General features: G+C 64.8%; 15 protein-coding genes and 1 tRNA gene. 4 read left to right on the top strand and 12 right to left on the bottom strand.

The features are described from left to right. The first annotated feature begins 16 nt into the window (after positions 1-16). Together NKJ55_RS11755 and NKJ55_RS11750 are read left to right on the top strand one after the other, a co-directional pair. A complete protein-coding gene (locus NKJ55_RS11755; RefSeq protein ID WP_352450038.1) occupies positions 17-1,129 on the top strand; it encodes an endonuclease/exonuclease/phosphatase family protein in 1,113 nt (370 codons plus the stop codon). Positions 1,130-1,136: 7 nt separating this feature from the next. After that, positions 1,137-1,886, top strand: coding sequence for a hypothetical protein (locus tag NKJ55_RS11750; RefSeq protein ID WP_352450037.1), 750 nt, complete (start codon positions 1,137-1,139; stop codon positions 1,884-1,886). On the opposite strand, the gene NKJ55_RS11745 is transcribed toward NKJ55_RS11750, so the two are convergent. From NKJ55_RS11745 to NKJ55_RS11730, 4 genes are all read right to left on the bottom strand, one after another. Next, positions 1,861-2,103, bottom strand: a complete 243-nt coding sequence (locus NKJ55_RS11745; RefSeq protein ID WP_023720771.1) for a hypothetical protein — start codon at positions 2,101-2,103, stop codon at positions 1,861-1,863. The genes NKJ55_RS11750 and NKJ55_RS11745 overlap by 26 nt on opposite strands. 114 nt (positions 2,104-2,217) lie before the next feature. Continuing rightward, positions 2,218-3,435, bottom strand: coding sequence for an ABC transporter permease (locus NKJ55_RS11740; RefSeq protein ID WP_352450036.1), 1,218 nt, complete (start codon positions 3,433-3,435; stop codon positions 2,218-2,220). Between the two features lie 2 nt (positions 3,436-3,437). Next, entirely contained in the window at positions 3,438-4,148 is a 711-nt protein-coding gene (locus NKJ55_RS11735; RefSeq protein WP_352450035.1) for an ABC transporter ATP-binding protein, read from the bottom strand. 2 nt (positions 4,149-4,150) lie between these two features. After that, the gene (locus NKJ55_RS11730) at positions 4,151-5,443 is read right to left on the bottom strand and encodes an efflux RND transporter periplasmic adaptor subunit (RefSeq protein ID WP_352450034.1); all 1,293 of its coding nucleotides are present in this window, start codon (positions 5,441-5,443) and stop codon (positions 4,151-4,153) included. A gap of 111 nt (positions 5,444-5,554) precedes the next feature. Between NKJ55_RS11730 and NKJ55_RS11725 the strand changes: the two genes are divergently transcribed. Both NKJ55_RS11725 and NKJ55_RS11720 read left to right on the top strand, forming a co-directional pair. Beyond that, positions 5,555-6,460 carry a PhzF family phenazine biosynthesis protein gene (locus tag NKJ55_RS11725; protein ID WP_352450033.1) on the top strand — a complete coding sequence of 302 codons (906 nt, stop codon included), beginning with the start codon at positions 5,555-5,557 and terminating at the stop codon, positions 6,458-6,460. 105 nt (positions 6,461-6,565) lie between these two features. Next, positions 6,566-6,641 (top strand) — tRNA-Lys (locus tag NKJ55_RS11720). A 94-nt stretch (positions 6,642-6,735) separates the two neighbouring features. On the opposite strand, the gene NKJ55_RS11715 is transcribed toward NKJ55_RS11720, so the two are convergent. From NKJ55_RS11715 to cbiE, 8 genes are read right to left on the bottom strand one after another with little or no spacing between them, the layout of a single operon-like run. Continuing rightward, positions 6,736-7,476, bottom strand: a complete 741-nt coding sequence (locus NKJ55_RS11715) for a hypothetical protein (RefSeq protein WP_352450032.1) — start codon at positions 7,474-7,476, stop codon at positions 6,736-6,738. Positions 7,477-7,502: 26 nt separating this feature from the next. After that, a complete protein-coding gene (gene cobT, locus NKJ55_RS11710) occupies positions 7,503-8,513 on the bottom strand; it encodes a nicotinate-nucleotide--dimethylbenzimidazole phosphoribosyltransferase (protein WP_352450031.1) in 1,011 nt (336 codons plus the stop codon). A 24-nt stretch (positions 8,514-8,537) separates the two neighbouring features. Beyond that, entirely contained in the window at positions 8,538-9,299 is a 762-nt protein-coding gene (locus tag NKJ55_RS11705; protein ID WP_352450030.1) for an adenosylcobinamide-GDP ribazoletransferase, read from the bottom strand. Next, the gene (locus tag NKJ55_RS11700) at positions 9,296-10,609 is read right to left on the bottom strand and encodes a cobyrinic acid a,c-diamide synthase CobB (protein ID WP_352450029.1); all 1,314 of its coding nucleotides are present in this window, start codon (positions 10,607-10,609) and stop codon (positions 9,296-9,298) included. Before NKJ55_RS11700 ends, NKJ55_RS11705 begins: the two co-directional genes overlap by 4 nt. After that, positions 10,606-11,412: a uroporphyrinogen-III C-methyltransferase gene (gene cobA / locus NKJ55_RS11695; RefSeq protein WP_352450028.1), complete on the bottom strand. Its 807-nt coding sequence runs from the start codon at positions 11,410-11,412 to the stop codon at positions 10,606-10,608. Before cobA ends, NKJ55_RS11700 begins: the two co-directional genes overlap by 4 nt. Further along, on the bottom strand, positions 11,409-12,173 hold the full coding sequence (cobM, locus tag NKJ55_RS11690; RefSeq protein ID WP_352450027.1) for a precorrin-4 C(11)-methyltransferase: 765 nt from the start codon (positions 12,171-12,173) through the stop codon (positions 11,409-11,411). The genes cobA and cobM overlap by 4 nt, the downstream gene beginning before the upstream one ends. Then, on the bottom strand, positions 12,170-12,550 hold the full coding sequence (locus NKJ55_RS11685) for a cobalamin biosynthesis protein (RefSeq protein ID WP_023676642.1): 381 nt from the start codon (positions 12,548-12,550) through the stop codon (positions 12,170-12,172). Before NKJ55_RS11685 ends, cobM begins: the two co-directional genes overlap by 4 nt. Then, positions 12,547-13,788, bottom strand: coding sequence for a precorrin-6y C5,15-methyltransferase (decarboxylating) subunit CbiE (gene cbiE / locus NKJ55_RS11680; protein ID WP_352450026.1), 1,242 nt, complete (start codon positions 13,786-13,788; stop codon positions 12,547-12,549). The genes NKJ55_RS11685 and cbiE overlap by 4 nt, the downstream gene beginning before the upstream one ends. Between the last annotated feature and the right edge of the window lies 1 nt (position 13,789).

The raw sequence follows: 13,789 nt of genomic DNA, 5'->3' as shown, positions 1-13,789 counted from the left end.
GGCAAAGGTCAAAGCCATGTCGCTGCGCCTTGCCACCTTCAACGTCGAAAACCTGATGAACAGGTTTGATTATTCCGGATACCGCAATCAGCTCAACGAAGATCGCACGTTGGCGCTTTTCGACATTCAGAGCGAGGCCGAATACAAGATGCTCGAGCAGGCGCGGGCCATCGCCCAATCCGACGACACGCGGCAGTTGACGGCGCTGGCGATCGCGGCCACCCGCGCCGACATCATCTGCATGCAGGAGGTCGACAATATCGAGGCGCTGAGGGCCTTCGAATATGGCTATCTGTTCAAGATGGTGGGGCAAGGCTACCGCCAGAAATACACCACCGCCGGCAATGATTCGCGCGGCATCGACGTCGCCGTGATGATGCGCAACGAGACCGCGCAGGGCCAGCCAATCGAATTCGTGCGCATGACCAGCTACGCCTATGTCACGTTCGAGCAATTCGGCCTGCACACGCCGGAATTGGCAGCGCTTGGGTATCAGGCCAATGAGCGCATCTTCCGGCGCGACTGCCTGGAAATCGATCTGACGGTGGCTGGCGCGCCGTTGACGCTCTATCTCGTGCATTTCAAATCGATGGGCTCGCCCCGCAACGGCCTCGACGGCCGTGAAGCAACAATGCCGCTGCGCATCGCCGAGGCGCAAGCGGTTCGCCTGATCATCGAGGAGCGCTTCGGCAAGGACCATGCCGCCGACAAGCGCTGGGCAATCTGCGGCGACATGAACGACTACCGGCAGCGCGTGAAGATTACCGGCGATGCCGTCGACGGCTACCGTTTCGAGGTCATCGACGAGAGCCGGTCCTGCATCGATGTGCTCACTGCCGGCGGCTTTTGTGAAAACGCGGTCGAGCGGCGGCCGGAAATGGACCGCTGGACTTTCTATCACACACGCGGACCGGAAGAGCGGCATCTCTGCCAGCTCGACTACATCCTTTTGTCGAGGGCGCTGGCCAGGCAGAACGCCACCGCGGTTCCCGATATCATCCGCAACGGCCAGCCTTGGCGCACCATATTTCCAGCGGGCCAGGAGGTCGAGCGCTTCCCACGTGCCGGATGGGACCGGCCGAAGGCATCCGACCATTGCCCGGTAGCAATTGCCCTCGACATGGTGTGAGACAGGCGTGAGTTTCGACCTGCCGCGCAATGTCATCCTGCCGGTCGATGCCATCGACGTCAGGCTCGATTCCGGCCCGCATCCGTTCGAGCGCGATCATGCCGACGCGATCGCCGAGAACTGGCGGCGTGAGACCGCGGCCAAGCCGGCGCTTTTCGACGGCACCGTGGTGCTGCTTTCCGCTCTCAGCTATCGCGACAATCGCCTAGTCGGCCGTTGCCATGCGGTGCGTTATTCGACCTTCATGCTTTGGCGCAGCAATCGACAGGTGCCTGGCGCCGAACATGCCTACGCTCACGCCATGCTGGTCGCCGGCGACAACGCGTTGGTGGCGATCCGCATGGCGCCGCATACGGTCAACGCCGGGCGCATCTACTTCGCCGCCGGCTCGTTCGAGCCAACCGATTTCCGCGACGGCCTTGTCGACGTGGACTTCAACATGATCCGCGAGGTGCGGGAAGAGACCGGCCTCGATCTATCCGGCGCGACACGCGGCAGGCGCCATTACGCCCTGTCGACGGCAAGCGGCACGGTGATCTTTCGCCGCTACCGCGAGACGGCGTCCGCCGACGACCTGGCACAGCGGATCAGCGCTTTCGTCGCGGCCGAGTCAGAGCCTGAAATCGAAGGCCCCGTCATCATCCGCAATGCAGCCGACCTGCCGGACGGGCTGATGCCGCATATGAGACCGCTGATCGAATGGCACTTTGCGAGCGAGCAAGGTTCCAACTCTAACGTCGTAGCCTACCTTCAATAGCCTTGCGGTCGTTGCGGGCGGCAACAAAATACAACAGCACGCCGAGACCCAGGAGCGCGCCCATCGCCGTTCCCATCGTCTGCCCAATTACCTGCTGGAAGTCAGCGGTGACGCGATCGGGATTCTCCATCCCATAAAGGATCAAATTCCACCAAAGCCCTGCCAAGGCGGCTTCGACGATTACAATCGCCAGAGCCAGTCGCGCTTTCTTGCTCATCCATTGTTCCCCCCTTAGTCCCCAACAGCATTGTTATCATTGCAGAATGTGCAGCGACAAGGGCAGGTTGCATAAAAAATTGGCAGCGTCTGGAGGCGACACTTGCTGCAATGCCTATTCATGCCTCAGCGCGTCGATCGGGTTAAGCCGCGCGCCGCGCAGCGCCGGGAAGAAGCCGAACACCATGCCGATCAGCGCGGAAAAGCCGACCGCAAGCAGGATGACCGCCGGGCTTGGCGCAAACGGGATCGTCAGCGTCAGCGAGGCGAGGCCGGCAAGGGCCAGGCCGATCAGGATGCCGATGATGCCGCCAAGCAGCGACAGCACGGTTGCCTCGACCAGGAACTGGATGAGGATATGCTTTTCATGGGCGCCGATAGCGAGCCTGATGCCGATCTCGCGCGTGCGCTCGGTTACCGACACCAGCATGATGTTCATAATGCCGATGCCGCCGACGAGCAGGCTGACGCCGGCGACGGCACCGAGCATGCCAGTCATGGTGGTGGTCGCGCTGGCCATAGCATCGGCGATTTGGGTCATGTCGCGGATCGAGAAATCATCGTCGCGGTCGGGCGTGATGCGGCGTGTGTCGCGCAAGATGTCCTCGACGCGCTGCTGCAGCACCGTGGTTGGCGTACGGTCGTCGGCGGCGACATAGATCGAGTCGATGTCGCGATTGCCGGCAATGCGACGCTGATAGGCGGCGAGCGGCATCAGCACGACATTGTCCTGGTCCTGGCCGAAACCGGTATAGCCCTTCGGTTCGAGCAGGCCGATGATCTTGCAGGACGTGCGGTTGACGCGGATGATCTCGCCTTCAGGGTCGCCGGCGCCGAAGAACTGCTGGCGCACCGTCTCGCCGATGAGGCAGACGCCGGTCCCCGAGCGGGTTTCCGAATCGCTGAACGGGCGGCCCGAAACCAGCTTCCAGTCGCGGGCATCGAGATAGGCGCTGTCGGTGCCGGTGACGCCCGAGGTCAGGCTTTCGGTGCCGAAAATGACGCGCACCTGCTTTTGCGACGCCGGCGAGATGGCACGCGAGCCGTCCAGATGCGCGGCAAGCGCTGTGAGGTCCTTGTAGGCAAGAGGCCGGACCACCTGGTCGAGCCCTCCCGGGCCGCCGGGCCCGGCCGGTCGGCCGGAACGAATGACAAGCAGGTTGCTGCCGAGCTTGGAAATGTCGGACTTGACCTTCTCGGTGGTCCCCGAGCCGATGGTCAGCATGGCGATCACGGCGGCAACACCGATGACGATGCCGAGCAGCGTCAGGAACGAGCGCAGCACGTTGCGGCGGATGGAGCGGAGCGAGAGGCGAACGGTTTCCCAGATCATGGCTAGGCCATCTCGAGATTGGCTGTGTCTAAGGCAACATGGCCATCGAGGAAACGGATCGTGCGCTGCGCATAGCCGGCAACATCGGCTTCGTGCGTGACCATGGCGATAGTCAGCCCGAGCTCGCTGTTCAGCTGCGTCAGGAGTTCCATGATCTCGTGCGTGCGGGCGGTGTCGAGATTGCCGGTCGGCTCGTCGGCGACGAGCAGCGTCGGCCTGGTGACGATGGCGCGGGCGATCGCCACGCGCTGCTGCTGGCCACCGGAGAGCTCCGCCGGGGTATGATGCTCACGGCCGACAAGGCCGACCTCGGCAAGTGCCTGCATGGCAAGGCCGCGACGCTCGCGGGCGCCAACGCCGCGATAGATCAGCGGCAGTTCGACATTCTCCGCCGCCGTGGTGCGCGGCAAGAGATTATAGCCTTGGAAGACAAAGCCGACATAGAGGTTGCGCAGCACGGCGCGGCGGTTGCGGTCGAGGCGGCCGGCATCGATGCCCTGAAAGCTGTAGGTCCCGGCCGTCGGCGTGTCGAGGCAGCCAATGATGTTCATGGCCGTCGATTTGCCTGAGCCCGACGGACCCATGATGGCGACGAATTCGCCGCGCCTGATGGCGAGGTCGACGCCGGCCAGCGCATGCACCCGGGCTTCGCCCTGGCCATAGCTTTTCCAGACCTTGTCGAAGCCTATGAGGGTGGTCGCGCCCGATGCCACGATCAGCTCCGCTGCTGCGAGGCGGTAATGACTTGCGCGCCTTCCTCCAGGCCGGAAACGATCTCGGTCAGTTCGCCATCTGTCGAGCCGACCCTGACGTTGACCGGATGCGGCCGGCCATTCTCCAGCACGTAAAGCGTGCGCGAGCCGTCGGTGGGCTTCGTCGCCGCCTGGCGCTGGCGGTTGCCGCCCGGGCGCCCCATGCGGCCGGTGAACACGTCGGTGAGGCTCCAGCCGCGCTCCGCCGTCTGCGCCGGCCGGTAGCGGAAGGCGATCGATGGCACGGTGAGCACGTTCTTGGCCTGCTTGGTGACGACCGAGACGGTGGCTGTCATGCCGGGCCGCAACAGAAGCTCGCTATTGTCGACGTCGAGCCTTGCATCATAGGTAACGACACCGTCGGTGGTGACCGAGGCATAGGAAATGTCCCGGATTTCGGCGTCGAATGGCCGTTCGGGGAACGCGTCAACGGTGAAGCGCGCATGCTGGCCGGTTTTGACGGCGCCGATATCGGCCTCGTCGACCGCAGCTTTCAGTTCCATGTTCTTCAAGTCCGCTGCGATGACGAACAGCACCGGCGCCTGCAGCGACGAGGCGACCGTCTGGCCGGGATCGACCGAGCGCGTCAGTATGATGCCATCGATCGGAGCGTAGATTGTGCTCTTGGCAAGATCCGTCTGCTGCGCCTTGAGATCGGCACTGGCCATGGCGAGGTTGGCTTTGGCAATATCGAGCGCCGCTTTCGAGCGGTCGCGCGTGGCGGTTGCCGCTTCGAGCGACTGGTCCGTCGCCATGCCGCGCTTGGTCAGTTGCGCCGCGCGCACCAGCGCCTTTTCGTTTTCGGCCAGGGTCACGGTGGCGTCCTCGACGCTCGCCGCCGCTGCCTTGGCGGAGGCCTGGGCGCGCTCGATCTGCACCTCCAGCTTTGCGGTGTCGAGCGCGGCCAGCACATCGCCCTTCTTCACCAGCTGGTTCTCGTTGACCGAAACCGAGCGGACGACGCCGGAGAGTTCGCTGGAAATATCGACCTGGGTGAGAGGCTGCAGCGTGCCGGTAGCCGAAACCGCGACGGTAAGGTCGGCCATGGCGGCCAGTGTCGTGGTATACTCGATCTTGGCGGGCGAGCCCGCATACCACTGGTAGCCGACGACAGTCGCGGCGACGGCAAGCAGTGCGAACACTGCGTAAAGCCAACCGCGACGGCGTTTTGTCTTCAGGCCCTGGTGGTCGAGCCCGAGCGCCGTCTCGATGGCGGAAGCGGATTCCGTCTTTGGCAGATTGACAATCTGGTCCACGCCGGACCCCTATGTTCAGTGGTATCCCATCAGTGCACAAATCAGGCCTTATGGTGCAAAATTCAAATTAAATTTCGCTCATGTTGGGAATGAGGCAGAGGACTTACTGAGATGCAGCCGCGGAATTACTTGCTTTACGACGTATTCACCACCAACCGGCTGGCCGGCAATCCGCTGGCCGTCGTGCTCGACTGTGACGGGCTCAACGTTGCGGCGATGCAGGCGGTGGCGCGCGAGTTCAACCTGTCCGAAACCGTCTTCGTGCTGCCGCCGGACAACCCGAAGCACCGGGCCCGCATCCGTATCTTCACGCCCGACTATGAAATGCCGTTCGCCGGCCACCCAACCGTCGGCTCGGCGATAGCGCTCGCCGAAATGGCGGGAGAGGCCGCCGGCATCTTCGTGCTCGAGGAGAATATCGGTCCGGTGCGCTGCGCTGTCAGCAAGCACGACGGTTCGACCTTTGCCGAGTTCGACCTGGCGAAACTGCCGGCGCAGCTGGCATTGTCGGCCGATCCCGAGGCGATCGGCGCGGCCCTTGGCCTTGGGCCGCACGAGATCGGCTTCGAGAACCACCGCGTTTCGTTCTGGTCGGCGGGCGTGCCCTACGTGGCCATCCCCGTCGCCAATCTGGAGGCGGCCGCCCGGATCAGGCTGGACAATCAGGCCTGGTCGGAGCTCGCACCACGCAAGAGCGATTGGGCCTTCGCCAGCCCCTATGTCTATTGCCGCGAGACGGTGCACCACGACAGTGCCTTCCATGTCCGCATGATGGTGCCCGGCAATCCGTCCTACGAAGACCCGGCGACCGGCTCAGCGGCGGCCGCCTTCGCTGGCGCGATCATGCATTTCGACGGCCCGACGGACGGCGTTTCACAACTGTGGATCGAGCAGGGGCTGGAGATGGGCCGGCCTTCGCGCATTCGCCTCGAACTGAATGTCGAAGGTGGCAAACTGACCGCCGCCCGCATCGGCGGCCATGCGGTGAAGGTGGCTGAAGGCAGGCTTTTTGTTTGACGGCTGCGGCACTTCGGCGATTTGTCGGGAAATGAATCCCACGGGGCTGGACATGGCGGATGTCGGCGGCTATATGCCCGCCAACGCCGGTTTTGCCGGCCGAGTGGGTGCGTAGCTCAGTTGGTAGAGCAGCTGACTCTTAATCAGCGGGTCCACAGTTCAATCCTGTGCGCACCCACCAAAAATCTCCGGGATTTGGTGGAAAGACCTTAACGCGGCGCGAGACAGCTTTTGCCCGTCGCACATGTCGGCAAGCGGCTAGCTGACTCGCCCGACTATTGGATAGTGGGCTTCAGATAGGTCAGGATTGCTCGCGTTATGGCTATCACGCCGTCGACGGCATCGAAGTTTGTTTTGCTCTTGCTTGCGATCCATTCGAGTTCAGGATGCCTGGGCAGTCGAAGTGCATGGAATAGCGCCTCGCCCGAGAGACCGCCCAGTTCAAAGGATGTAGGTTCATCGTCTGCGTAGTAAGGAAAGTGAAAATCCAGCCGGATAGGCCCACCATATCCAAGCTTAAAGGTCATTCTGACTGTAACATTGTGACCAAATCTGTCCTCAAAAATTCCGCAGAACCTAAGGTCCTTGGCATCATAGCTATGCCATTGCCTCGCCAATCCCAAAGAACTCCATACCTTCAGGGTATGGGCTTTCAGTTCTTTGCGATTAGGGAATTTCGTCAATTCCGGGGTCAGATGGATGGGCGGATCACTGTAACCTGTCTCTGTTCTCCACTCTTCCGCAGCACTGCGAAGATCTTCAAAAATTTGGATGATTGGCGGATTCGTCGGATTCCCAGAGCGAACCGAAATCCGGCATTGAGAAATCATCTCGCATAGCTCTTCGACCGTATGGACCGATCGCTCTGCCCAATCCTCGGTGGCGAGTATCCACGGCGAATTGTATTTCAGCCCGGCAAAAGCGCCGCTCTTGCTGTCGAAATCTGTGATGATCCGAGCAAGAATATCGCGAAGCCCGTGCTTGGGGTCTCCGAAAATCTGTGAGGGTTTGTTCATCAACGCGATCCGCGCCTGGCTCCGCCTTACTTCTCCGAAACACCAGCCTCGGCAAAGCTTGCCATGCGCGTATGGCATTCTAGGGCTGAACGAACAATGTTGACTGCGAGGCAGGCGCCGGAGCCTTCGCCGAGCCGCATGCCGAGGTCGAGCAAGGGCGGCAGGCCGAGCGCCTCCAACAGACGACGGTGGCCGGATTCGGCCGAGACATGGGCTGCCAGTGTGTGCGCGAGGCCGGCAGGATGCAATCTCGCCAATGGTGCCGCGGCGGCGGTGCCGACGAAGCCGTCGAGCAATACCGGCACGCCGAGATGACGCGCTGCCAGCGTCGCACCAAGGATCGCCGCGAGCTCGCGGCCGCCGAGGGCTGCCGCTACCTTCAGGGGGTCGGCTAGCGCCGGGGCGTGGCGCTTCAGGCCGGCCTCGATGGCGACGATCTTGCGCACGAGGCCGGCGTCGTCGACGCCGGTGCCGCGTCCGGTCCATCTTTCCGCGCCGCCGCCGAACAGCGCGGTCGAGATGGCCGCGGCCGGCGTGGTGTTGCCGATGCCCATTTCGCCGAAGCAGACGAGGTCGAGTTCCCTGCTGACCGCGCCGTAGCCGGCCGAGACGGCGGCAAGGAAGGCCTTGTCGTCCATTGCGGGCTCTTGCGTGAAGTCGCCGGTCGGGCGGTCGAGGTCGAGCGGGATGACGTCGAGTTCGGCGCCGGCCACGCGGGCAAGCTGGTTGATGGCGGCGCCGCCGCCGGCGAAATTCGCCACCATCTGCACGGTGACTTCCGAAGGGAAAGCCGACACGCCTTGCGCGGTGACGCCGTGGTTGCCGGCGAAGACGAAGACCTTGACGCGGTCGAGTTTTGGCACGTCGCGGCCCTGCCAGCGCGCCAGCCAGGCGGCAATTGTCTCCAGCCGGCCGAGGCTGCCTTGCGGCTTGGTCAGCGTGTCCTGGCGCCGGGCGACGGCATTTGCGGCGGCATCGCTGCCACTGGGCAGGTCGAGGCAGGCGGCGCGCAGTTCATCGAGTGATTTGAAAGGCATGGGGGCGAAATCTCCGAAACAGAGTCAGGAAAGGGAAACGGAAGCGACGAGCAGGATTGTGATCTCGCCCAGCTGCTGCAGGGCACCGACGGTGTCGCCGGTCTGGCCGCCGACCTGGTTCAGGCAAAGCGCCCGGAACGCGGCAAACAGAAACGCAAGCAGGACGAGCGCCAAGATGGCAGCGCCGACCCCAAGCGTTAGCAGCGCGATCGCACCGAGCGCGGCACCGAAACCCGCGGTTTCGGTGGTGACTAAGCCTGCATCAGCCGAGAGGCCGTCGGTGCGGGCCGGCGGCAGCAGGTGCATGAAGGCGCCGAGCAGGCCGCGCGAGGCCGCATGCGCGGCAATGAGGGCCCAGAAGACATGAGCCGGGCCGGCGAATCCAGAGAGTACGCTCCAGCGGATCAGCAGCGAGACAGCAAGTGCACAAGCGCCGTAGGCACCGATGCGGCTGTCGCGCATGATCTCCAGCTTTCTGTCGCGCGTCTTGCCGCCGCCAAAACCGTCGGCGACATCCGAAAGCCCGTCCTCATGCAGGCAGCCGGTAGCGAGCAAGATCGCGGCAAGGGCCAACGCTGCAGCAGGACCTGCGGCTAGGCCGAGCCTTGTCCCGATGGCGTAGACCAGCGCACCGGCCAGAGCGACGGCGAGACCGGCAACGGGTGCAGCCCAGATCGCAGCGGCAAGGCTGCGGCCACGGAAGTCGGCTCTCGGCAGCGGCAGCCGGGTAAAGAAGACGAGGCAAAGCGCGATATCATCGAGAATTTGCTGTTGCGAGGCCTTCATCCGCCCCTCGCAATGGCATGGAAGAACGTGCCGCTGACATTGCCGCGCCGGTAGCCCGAGGCGCCGAGCGGATTTCCTTGACCGTCGGCGAGGTCGGCCAGCGGCTCGTCATTGCCGGTCGCAATCATCTGTGCGTAGTGGAATTCGTGGCCGCGGATCAGCGTGCCTTGGCTGCCGAGCGGACAGCCGGACCGCAGCCGCGCCTCGCGGTAGCCGAGATTCATCCTGCGCTTGGCGAAGCTGGTCGAATGGCCGAGGAGGCCAAGCATCCGATGCGTCTCGCCCGACGCGTCCTCGAGCGCTTCGCCCAACACCATGAAGCCGCCGCACTCGCCGTGCACCGACCGCCTGGCGGCGAACCGCGCCATGCCGGCCCTGAAATTCGCCGCGGCCGCGAGGCGGCCGGCATGAAACTCGGGATAGCCGCCGGGCAGCCAGCAGACATCGCAATCGTCGCCTGGCGCCTCATCGGTGAGCGGCGAGAACGGAACGATCTCGGCGCCGGCCTTGCGCCAATGCGCGGCAACGTGCGGATAGAGGAAGGTGAAGGCGGCGTCCTCGGCCAATGCGATGCGCTGGCCGGGCGGCGGCAGCGCGTCGTCGAAATTGCCCGGCGCGGGCGTGAATGGCGCCGCCAGCGCCATAATGGAGTCGAGGTCGAGCGACCGCTCGACCATGTCGGCCAGCCGGTCGAGATGCGCCATCAGATTCTCATATTCGCCGGCCTGGACGAGGCCGAGATGGCGCTCGGGCAGGTTGAGCGAGGGATCGCGCAGGATGGCGCCGACGACAGGCAGGCCGAGTGCTTCGATGGCATCGCCGCATAGCCGGCGGTGGCGCTCGCTGCCCAGCCGGTTGAGCACGACCCCGGCCATGCGCACATCCGGATCGTAGGTGGCAAAACCCTTGGCGACGGCCGCAGCCGTGGTCGATTGGCCGGAAACGTCGAGCACAAGCAGCACCGGCAGACCATAGAGCCGTGCGAGATCGGCCGCCGAGCCGGAACGGCCTGGAGCAGCAGGGATCCCGTCGAACAGGCCCATGGCGCTTTCGAGGAAGATAAAATCGGCATCTTCGGTCGCTTCGCCGGCCAGTGCGTTGAGCAGGGCGGGCGGCATTGCCCAACTGTCGAGATTGACACCGGACAGGCCAGTGGCTGCGGTGTGGAAGCCAGGATCGATATAGTCCGGGCCGGATTTGGCGCCGCGCACTTTCAGGCCGCGCCGGGCAAGTGCGCGCAAAATGCCGATGGTGACGCTGGTCTTGCCCGAGCCCGAGCGCGGCGCGCCGATGATGATGGCGCGGGTCATGGCTCACCCGCCAGTGCCGCGCGCATCCCGACGATGCCGCCGACGACGATCAGCGCCGGCGAGGTCAAGCCGGCTGCGGCCGTTTCCTCCGCAATCGTGGCGAGCGTGGCGACGACGATACGCTCCTGCGGCGTCGTCGCGGCAACGATGACCGCGGCGGGCATCGAAGACGGCAGGCCGCCCTCTAGCAACGAAGCGGCGATCAGCGGCAGATTGGCCATGCCCATATAGATGACCACCGGCTGGCCGGTGCGGGCGATTGCCGCCCAGTCGAGATCGTCATCGGTGCCGGCGGCATGGCCGGTCGCCAGGATCAGCGCCTTGTTGATGCCGCGCATGGTGCCGGGAATGCCGGTCGCGGCCAGCGCGCTGAGGCCGGACGTCAGGCCAGGCAGGATGCGGAAGGGGATAGTTTCCCCGGCCAACGCCAGCGCCTCTTCGCCGCCACGCCCGAAAATATAGGGGTCGCCGCCCTTCAGCCTGACGACGCGCCGGCCCGCGCGCGCCAGCCGGACCAGCAGAGCGGTGGTGTCGTCCTGCTTCATCGACGGCTTGCCGCCGCGTTTGCCGGCATAGAACAGTTCCGCGCGCTCGGCGACAGCGACGACTTCTGGCGAGACCAGCGCGTCATAAACCAGCGCGTCGCACTGTCCGAGGGCGGCCAGCACTTCCAGCGTCAGGCAGCCGGGATCGCCAGGGCCGGCGCCGGCCAGCCAGACATGCCCGGGCTCAAGCTGGCGCGGCTTGAAGTTGAGCCGGGTGAGCGCTTGCTCAACCGTAGTGTTTCTGTTGCTGCCGCTCACAATCCGTCCCGTCCGCGAAAGCGTCGCTGGTAGTGCGCGTCGTACAGTGAACTTTCGCCAAAACCCTCCGCCGCCAGCGAGCGGCCGACGAAGATGATTGCCGTGCGTTCCATCGGATCGGCGGCCAGTTGCGCCTCGATGGTGGCCAGCGTGCCGGTCAGCACGCGCTCGTCCGGCCAGGAAGCACGGAAGACGACCGCCACCGGGCAATCGGCGCCATAGAACGGCGTCAGTTCGGCGACGATGCGGTCGATAGCGTGGATGGCAAGGTGGATGGCCAGCGTGGCGCCGGTGCGGCCGAAGCCGGCCAGCGTTTCGCCCGGCGGCATTTTCGAGGCGCGGCCGGAGATGCGGGTCAGCACCAGGCTTTGCGCGACTTCTGGAATGGTCAGCTCGCGGCGCAGCGCTGCCGCCGCAGCGGCGAAGGACGGCACGCCCGGCGTCAGCGTGTAAGGAATGCCGTGCTTTTCCAGCCGGCGGATCTGCTCGGCAACGGCGCTCCACACCGAAAGATCGCCGGAATGCAGGCGGGCGACATCATTGCCGGCCGCGTGGGCGGCCAGATATTCGGCCTCGATCTCGTCGAGCGACATCGGCGCGGTGTCGATCAACCTCGTTCCGGGCGCGCAGTGCTGCAACAGCTCCGGCGCGACGATCGATCCGGCATAGAGGCAGACGGGACAACTGCCGAGCAGGCGGCTGCCGCGCAAGGTGATGAGGTCGGCAGCACCCGGGCCGGCACCGATGAAGTGAACGGTCATGCCGCATCTCCGCTGATGGCGATGGCGCAAGTGACAGCACCGAGCACGGTGCGCGGCCCGAGCAGTTTTGCGCCTTTGCCGGCGGCGGCAAGCGCCGAGGCTTCGGAAACCGACGGCGTGCCGGCATGCTCCTGCGATAGGTCGGAACGGCTGGTCGTAGATGCGGCTTTGAGTTCATCCTGCTCGACGACGATCACCGGAAGGCGGAGTTCGCGTCCGGCGGCGAAGATTGCCGCTTCATCCTGCTTGAGAGACGCGGTCGCGAGGGCTGAAAGCGCGGGCAGGGCAAGCCCGTGCGCTTCCAGGGCGGTTTCTACCGCGGCAAGCACGTCGCGCGCGCTGACGCCTTTGCGGCTGCCGATGCCCGCGACCATCATGGCTTCACCCAGCTCCATTGAGTGACCGGCATAGCCGGCCGCCACGCCTGCATCGAACCGACCGGCGAAGCACGGGATACAGCGATGCGGGTGAGCTGGCCGCCGAGCGCGGCGTGACGGGAAAGCAGCAGCGCCTCCATCTCCAGGGTCACCGCATTAGCGACAAGGCGGCCGCCGGCAGGCAAGGCATCGATGGCTCCCTCCGGCACGCCGGCATCGCTGCCGCCGCCGCCGATAAAGATCGCCGCGGGCGTCTCCAGCCCGGCAAGAGCTTGCGGTGCCGAACCTTCGACGACGGTAAGACCAGGAACGCCGCAAGCCGCGGCGTTGCGTCGGATGCGCGCGGCGCGGGCCGGATCGGCCTCAACGGCGATCGCACGCATGGAAGGATGGGCCAGCATCCATTCGATGCCGATGGAGCCCGATCCGGCGCCGATGTCCCACAGCAGTTCGCCGCGTCTTGGCGCGAGAGCGGACAGGGTGACGGCGCGCACTTCGCGCTTGGTGATCTGGCCGTCGTGCTCGAACAAATGATCGGCAAGTCCCGCTGTCAGCGGCAGGATGCGTGCTTGCGAAGTCGATTCAACTTCGATCGCGAGCACGTTGAGCGGGTTGATCTTTTCGAGGTCGAAAGTGCCGGCGCTCGCCGAGCGCAGCCTTTCGTTCGGCCCACCCAGCGCCTCCAGCACCGTCAACCGCGAAGCGCCGAAGCCAAGTTCGGTCATGAGACGGGCAATCGCTCCCGGTGCATCGCTGTCTGAGGTCAGCGCGAGAATGCGGGTGCAAGGATGCAGCAACGGCCGGATCAGGTCGAGCGAGCGGCCATGCAGCGAAATGGTCTCGACGTCCTGCAGTGCCAAACCCAGGCGTGAGGCGGCCAGCGAAAAGGCCGAGGGCGCGGGAATCACCCGCATACCCTCTGCCGCGACCTTGCGGGCGAGGGTGACGCCGACACCGTGGTAGAGGGGATCGCCGGAGGCCAGCACGCAGACGCGTCTGCCGGAGAGCGCCAGCACGCCGCGCATCTCGGCATCGAAGGGTGTCGGCCAGGCGCGCGCTTCACCTTTGGCGAGCGACGCGACGAGGGCAAGGTGGCGCTTGCCGCCGAAGACGAATTCGGCCTCCGCGATCAACCGCTTGGCCTCGTCGCCGAGACCCGCTACACCGTCCTCGCCGATGCCGATGATCGTGAGCCACTTTGAGGTGAGCTTAGCGCCGCGCGGAGCTTCAGCAGGCATG

The sequence above is a fragment of the Mesorhizobium sp. M0106 genome (assembly GCF_040322715.1).
Lineage (GTDB): Bacteria > Pseudomonadota > Alphaproteobacteria > Rhizobiales > Rhizobiaceae > Mesorhizobium.
This window is presented reverse-complemented; position numbering and strand designations above follow the sequence as displayed.

Coding starts and splice junctions, on each gene's coding strand:
- cbiE (WP_352450026.1), bottom strand. CDS start 13,788: ATGCCTGCTGAAGCTCCGCGCGGCGCTAAGCTCACCTCAAAGTGGCTC.
- NKJ55_RS11685 (WP_023676642.1), bottom strand. CDS start 12,550: ATGATGGTCGCGGGCATCGGCAGCCGCAAAGGCGTCAGCGCGCGCGAC.
- NKJ55_RS11715 (WP_352450032.1), bottom strand. CDS start 7,476: ATGAACAAACCCTCACAGATTTTCGGAGACCCCAAGCACGGGCTTCGC.
- NKJ55_RS11745 (WP_023720771.1), bottom strand. CDS start 2,103: ATGAGCAAGAAAGCGCGACTGGCTCTGGCGATTGTAATCGTCGAAGCC.
- NKJ55_RS11705 (WP_352450030.1), bottom strand. CDS start 9,299: ATGAAGGCCTCGCAACAGCAAATTCTCGATGATATCGCGCTTTGCCTC.
- NKJ55_RS11700 (WP_352450029.1), bottom strand. CDS start 10,609: ATGACCCGCGCCATCATCATCGGCGCGCCGCGCTCGGGCTCGGGCAAG.
- NKJ55_RS11725 (WP_352450033.1), top strand. CDS start 5,555: ATGCAGCCGCGGAATTACTTGCTTTACGACGTATTCACCACCAACCGG.
- cobT (WP_352450031.1), bottom strand. CDS start 8,513: ATGCCTTTCAAATCACTCGATGAACTGCGCGCCGCCTGCCTCGACCTG.
- NKJ55_RS11740 (WP_352450036.1), bottom strand. CDS start 3,435: ATGATCTGGGAAACCGTTCGCCTCTCGCTCCGCTCCATCCGCCGCAAC.
- cobM (WP_352450027.1), bottom strand. CDS start 12,173: ATGACCGTTCACTTCATCGGTGCCGGCCCGGGTGCTGCCGACCTCATC.
- NKJ55_RS11755 (WP_352450038.1), top strand. CDS start 17: ATGTCGCTGCGCCTTGCCACCTTCAACGTCGAAAACCTGATGAACAGG.